A 4,628-nucleotide genomic window follows, 5' to 3' on the forward strand; every position below is an offset into this window, starting at 1 on the left:
CCATAGCTACCATTGTTATTCTCAACAACACCTTCAACATTGTTGGCAGCATCGTAATTGGTTCCCTTGCTGCTAGGGTCTTAGGAGAGGCTTGGTTGGGGGTTTTTTCAGGTCTATTTACCTTTCTCATTATTGTATTTGGGGAAATTGTCCCGAAAACCCTTGGTCAGATCTACGCCCAAAACATCGCCCTACTCGTGGCTCTACCAGTTCGGTTCTTAACCGTTGTGTTTACGCCTCTGGTGTGGTTGATGGAAAAAATTACTGCTCCGTTTACTAAAGGTCAAAAACTTCCTACCACCAATGAGGCGGAAATCCGGTTTTTAGCCAAGGTTGGGTATCAAGAAGGGGTCATTGAAGATGATGAAGCAGAAATGATCCAACGAGTATTTCAGTTAAATGATTTGACTGCATCTGATTTAATGACACCGCGAATCCTAACCACCTATTTACATGGTAATACCACTTTGGCTGATGCTAAACCAAGCATTATTGCTTCGCCTCACACCCGGATGCCTGTGGTTGAAGACTCTATTGATAAAGTTATTGGAATTGCTCTCAAAGATGAGTTACTCACAGCAATCATTGAAGACAAACATAACCAACCCCTTGCTTCTCTGATTCGTCAAGTCCGCTTTGTACCTGAAACTGTTCGGGCTGATAAGCTACTGAAAACCTTTCAGCAAACCCGTGAACATCTGATGGTTGTACTGGATGAATATGGGGGTGTTTCTGGTGTAGTCACCCTGGAAGATGTACTGGAAGTGCTAACCGGTGAAATTGTTGATGAGACTGATCGAAACATTGATCTACAAGCAATTGCTCGTAAACGGCGAGAAAAAATGTTGCAATCTTATGGGCTTGATCAGGATTAGTTTTCGGTAAAATAATAAATAGAGGCTTTTTCTTTGAGATGTAAACATAGAATTGAAAAAAAGCGATTAATCGCTGCTATTATGTCCCTATTGCCTGTTACTTGTTACCTTTAAATAAAGCTATATAAATAAAAAAAATGAGCTAGGTTTTGTGACATATTTTATAAGCTTGTTCTTCTGACTCTTCAAGAGTTTTAAATTGTGAGTATAGCTTTTCAATGGTTTCTTGATCGGTACTTTCTACGGTCACATTAAACACTATACTATTGAATTGATTTTGGGCTGTTTTTACAACTTCTTCAGCTTTCCTACAAGATGGATTTATGAGTATTTGATCAAGTTGAGGAAAACACCCACTTAAGCAAAACGTTAGTATAAAGATTATTATTCTATTAGCTTGGGCAATAGTAGCAAATTTCATCAGACAAGGGTGTAACTTAAGTTAATTCTAATACCCACTACTTAAGGTAATCTAGAGTTTCAGGAAATTTAATCCAAACCTCTGAACGATTCCACAACCCAAGTACCTAGGATTTGAAGTCTTTTCTAGAGCATCACTTCAGTCAACAGACTCTCCTGCTGGTTACTACTATAGAGATCCACTATAGAGATCCACGGTTGTGTACCTCTACTAACTGATAACTATTGACCTCAGTTTTTGGTTATCTTACCACTGGCACAAGCTTGAGATCATCTCTGCCACCCGCGCGATCGCTTCTGTCAATTTGCTCTCAATGCTCTTGACAAATTCCACATCACCTTGAATGCTCACCAATCTGGATTTCTGTCCTATAGGATAGGCTTTAAGACACCCTTTTTGGGCTTATACGGTGGAATTGAGCCAAAAATCAGCCAAAAAGGCAAGATACTGTATATGGGACAGGTAATATAGTACAGGTATTTAGCCCATTGGTATCAGCCATTTGGCTGATTTTTGCTATGAGGGGTCACACCCCTCATCATTTGTGATAAATTTTAATTAGTAGATGCACCCTGATGATCGAGAGAGTCAAAAACGTGGCTCTCTTTTTTTTTTGGGCATAGGGATTGCCTGATAGAGGTAGCGTTTTCCCCAATCACTTGCCCCAAGCCAGCTGATTAAGCTGATCAAATAGACATCTTTAAAAGTATTTTTTAAAGTATTGCGAAATATATTTACCTGACAGGACAACTCTTGAACTATAGCGCTATATATTAAAGGATTGGGCTAATCTAATCGAAAACTTAACTAGAGGAATTTCCAGTAACCAACAACCACCAGGCTGAAACATTCCGTTCAGTATCAGTACCCCGAAAGCGAGTAATAACCAATAGCATTCCCCAGAGTGCGTTCGCGTAGCGGCTCTTCCAGAGCATCGCGTAGCGGCTCCAAACGCGCCCCGCGTGGCCCATTCGCGTAGCGTGGCCAATAGGCCAAGGCCAAGGAGCATCGCATTCTGGGGGATATCAAAACTACCTAATTCTATTCAGACCAATGTGATCATGTGTTCCCAACACCTGTTAAGGCAATATAGTGAGCAATATAATTCCACAAATTTATCTAAAATTCCAGCACTATAGTCATACCTAATCATCTATACCCTTGAACAAACAGGCAAAACCATCCCCTCCCGAGCCAGTAAGTGATTAGGATAGAAAGACTGGAGTTGCTTTTGTAGTCTGTCGAGATAATCATCATTATAGTCAGGATGATAACGAGACATAACTATGCGCTTAACACCTGCCACCTTTGCCGTTACTATCCCAGTTTGCCAACGGTCATCTTGCCAAATCAAAGGTGAATCATTAAGCAGATCATCTTCTTTGAGGGGAAAGGGAGTATTCAAAATTAGCAAATCTGCCTGACGGGATAGGTATCGTAAATTTTCATCAATGCCACCCCAACCATGGGAGTGAGTAGTGGCGTATACAACAGCATATCCTTGCCAGTTGACCCGATAACCCATTGCTTGATGTGAGTCATTAAGAAGCACAGCCTCCACTGTTACATCATCTAGGGTGACTGTATGACCTGACCTCAGCCCGTGAAATTTCAGATCTGACTGCATGACCTGAAGGGGCACTGGAAAATTTGGAGGAATCATTTGCTGACCTAGACACTGTTCGATGGACGCCCCATCAGGTGCTGCTGCTCCATAGAGATGAAAACAGTTACCAGGAATAAACGCAGGAGTAAAAAAGGGAAACCCTTGAATGCTGTCCCAATGGCTATGGGAAAAAAAAATGTGAGCTTCTATGGGCATTTCCTTAAGCCAATGATTTCCCAGCACCCGCAAACCACTGCCACCGTCAAAGATTAAGCGTTTTCTACCAACACGCATTTCTACACAAGATGTATTGCCACCATAGCGAATGGTATCTGTCCCAGGAGCAGAAATTTGACCCCTAACGCCCCAAAATCGGACGCTCATATCCCCTCCAGTACCATTGTTTAGGCTGGGTTTAGCCTTATATTGGCCTAGTTTGGGTGCTACTAGATTTTGCATTTTCAATCTATGAATTAAGTGAACCTAAGTTAGGAATTATTCCCATTGGTAGATTCCCACTAGAGGATACTCAGGTACTATTAAGTAACCATCTGTGGTTAACCACTAATTTCTGTTAAAGCGGGCCGATTGCATACATCAAATTGCATACATCAAATTGCATACACCAAATTGCACACATTAAGAGTAATTAGATGGGGGAAAGCAAGCACAACAGCCCCAGTAATTTAGTCATATCTCTAATCTCGAACCGTTCAGCCCCCCGAAACAAGTTAAGATACAGTTATGCTTTATCTTAACTGTATCTTAAGTGTTGGTTAATTTTAACGGATTTAGGAACAAACAGTTTGTGACCTATGTCACACATGCATCAAATTAATTCAATCAATCAATCAGAATGGGAACTGGGTATTGCATCGCTTATCCCTTGATCGGTCAGCTTTCATCTATCGGAAGTCAGCCTATTTCCTTATAGCTTAACCTCGACAGCTAAACCAAAAGCTCAGTTTATGCCCATCTCAAGTATAACTGCTCACCCCATCCCATTCTCACCCGATTATCTTCTCACCTAAAAAGGTAATATCTTTGAGCTTCTGTTGGTATCACTCCCTGACCCTAGTCTAGTAGGGTTGGGGGATTTTTTTATGCTTGCCCTTAAAACAGAGAATGGCTAATCGCCTTGCTAGCTTTCTAGCATCAACCATTAGCCTAAGAAAAGAAACTCTAGTGGAACTCATCTCACCGATGAGTTCCCACTTGATCAGTCCCTACTTGTTATAGTTTTTGATCGACTCTTCCACCAAAGGCATTACGTGATCAAGATCTTTCCATCCTAAAATTTCAGTTACTTTCTTTTCCAGATTTTTGTATGTCTTGAAAAATTCAGCAATCTCATCCAACCGATGGGGCGCTATATCTTGGAGAGTTTTTACCTCAGCGTAGCGAGGATCCTTGTCAGGAACACACAGAATTTTTTCATCCCGATCACCTCCATCGATCATTTCCAGCATCCCGATTGGTCTAGCGGTAATGACACAACCAGGGAACGTAGGTTGATCCATTATGACCATACCATCAAGAGGATCACCATCATCTGCTAGAGTGTTAGGGACAAAGCCGTAGTCATAGGGGTACTGTACGGATGCATAAAGTACCCGGTCAAGGGCAAAGGCTTCTAGATCCTTGTCAAACTCATACTTATTTTTACTACCTGCGGGAATTTCAATTAAAACGTTGATCAGACCTGGTTTAGGTTGAGCAGGAATCT

General features: G+C 41.5%; 5 protein-coding genes. 1 reads left to right on the forward strand and 4 read right to left on the reverse strand.

Going from position 1 to position 4,628, the window contains the following annotated elements; genetic code table 11:
- Window positions 1-875, forward strand: an 875-nt coding sequence (locus F6K57_RS37300) for a hemolysin family protein (RefSeq protein ID WP_293073358.1), incomplete at its 5' end; no start/stop codon positions are given.
- Window positions 876-1,017: 142 nt separating this feature from the next.
- On the opposite strand, the gene F6K57_RS37305 is transcribed toward F6K57_RS37300, so the two are convergent.
- From F6K57_RS37305 to F6K57_RS37320, 4 genes are all read right to left on the reverse strand, one after another.
- The gene (locus F6K57_RS37305) at window positions 1,018-1,296 is read right to left on the reverse strand and encodes a hypothetical protein (RefSeq protein ID WP_075904662.1); all 279 of its coding nucleotides are present in this window, start codon (window positions 1,294-1,296) and stop codon (window positions 1,018-1,020) included.
- Between the two features lie 861 nt (window positions 1,297-2,157).
- Entirely contained in the window at window positions 2,158-2,310 is a 153-nt protein-coding gene (locus tag F6K57_RS37310) for a hypothetical protein (protein ID WP_293055567.1), read from the reverse strand.
- Between the two features lie 139 nt (window positions 2,311-2,449).
- Window positions 2,450-3,286, reverse strand: a complete 837-nt coding sequence (locus tag F6K57_RS37315) for an MBL fold metallo-hydrolase (RefSeq protein ID WP_293073361.1) — start codon at window positions 3,284-3,286, stop codon at window positions 2,450-2,452.
- Between the two features lie 842 nt (window positions 3,287-4,128).
- Window positions 4,129-4,626 (reverse strand): inorganic diphosphatase, encoded by a 498-nt coding sequence (locus F6K57_RS37320; RefSeq protein ID WP_293073364.1) that lies wholly within the window; start codon window positions 4,624-4,626, stop codon window positions 4,129-4,131.
- Between the last annotated feature and the right edge of the window lie 2 nt (window positions 4,627-4,628).

It is taken from the genome of Moorena sp. SIO4A5 (genome assembly GCF_010672005.1).
In the GTDB taxonomy this organism is placed as follows: domain Bacteria; phylum Cyanobacteriota; class Cyanobacteriia; order Cyanobacteriales; family Coleofasciculaceae; genus Moorena.

Coding starts and splice junctions, on each gene's coding strand:
- F6K57_RS37305 (WP_075904662.1), bottom strand. CDS start 1,296: ATGAAATTTGCTACTATTGCCCAAGCTAATAGAATAATAATCTTTATA.
- F6K57_RS37310 (WP_293055567.1), bottom strand. CDS start 2,310: ATGCGATGCTCCTTGGCCTTGGCCTATTGGCCACGCTACGCGAATGGG.
- F6K57_RS37315 (WP_293073361.1), bottom strand. CDS start 3,286: ATGAGCGTCCGATTTTGGGGCGTTAGGGGTCAAATTTCTGCTCCTGGG.